At 64.6% G+C, this 1016-nt stretch carries 2 protein-coding genes; both read left to right on the forward strand.

Annotated elements, in window-relative coordinates; all coding sequences use genetic code 11:
* The first annotated feature begins 151 nt into the window (after positions 1 to 151).
* Positions 152 to 505: a hypothetical protein gene (locus tag AC1D15_RS34160; RefSeq protein ID WP_477829568.1), complete on the forward strand. Its 354-nt coding sequence runs from the start codon at positions 152 to 154 to the stop codon at positions 503 to 505.
* Positions 506 to 634: 129 nt separating this feature from the next.
* Positions 635 to 982 (forward strand): H-NS histone family protein, encoded by a 348-nt coding sequence (locus AC1D15_RS34165; RefSeq protein ID WP_047502459.1) that lies wholly within the window; start codon positions 635 to 637, stop codon positions 980 to 982.
* Positions 983 to 1016 lie beyond the last annotated feature (34 nt).

Below are 1016 nucleotides of genomic sequence, written 5' to 3' on the forward strand. Positions count from 1 at the left end.
ACGCTGCGCTGGTCGTGGCGGTGCTTCTCGCGGCGCTGCAGTCCGGCAAGACGATGTGGCTCGTGCTCGGGGTGTGGGTGATCCTGGGCGCGGTGGGGTTGTATGCCTCGCTGCACAAGGGGACGCGCCAGGTCATGGAGGGCGCCACTGCATGAGCGGTTCGGTCGAAACCATCACCATGTACCGGCCGACCGGGCCGAAGGAACTCCAGCTCGTCCGCGAGAGCGGATTCAAGCGCTGGCCGCCCAGGCTGCCCGACCAGCCGATCTTCTATCCCGTCACCAACGAAGCGTATGCGGTGCAGATCGCGCGCGACTGGAACGTCGGGGCCAGCGGGCAGGGCTTCGTCACCCGGTTCCAGGTGCGTGCCGGCTACATGGCCCGGTTCAAGGTGGAAACGGTGGGCGGTGCCGAGCACACCGAGTGGTGGRTGCCTGCGGAAGAGCTCGAAGAGTTCAACGACAACATCGTCGGGCTCATCGAGGTCATTCGCCAGTTTCCGTGACCTCTTGAGCGCGGTAGGGGTACGCGCTCGGGCTCGATGGGTATGTGTCGGGCGCAGTTGCAAAAACGGCCACGCGGGCACATAGACTATCGCCCATCGCTTTTCCGATCCATGTCCAGGACCACCGAAATGACCGAACTGAAGGGTATGTCGTACTCGGAGCTGCGTGCTCTGCTCGAAGAAACCGAAGCCGCGCTGAAGCTCAAGCGCACCGAGGAACTGAAAGTCCTGGCGGACGGCTACGCCAAGAAGCTGCAGATGGGCGGCTTCAGCATCGCCGAAGGGATCGAGGCCTTGAAGCCCTACCTGCCCGCCAAGCCCGTCAAGACGCCGTCGGTGCCCGGCGAAGAGCGCAAGGCGAAGTACGCGAACCCCGCCGATCCCAGCCAGACCTGGGTCGGCATGGGCAAGCCGCCGCAGTGGTTCCGCGATCAGCTCGCCGCCGGCCGCTCGCGTGAGGACATGCAGATTTCCTGAAAACTTCCCTGAAAGGACGCCCCATGGCCATCGC

This window comes from Rhizobacter sp. P2_H2, assembly GCF_056403375.1.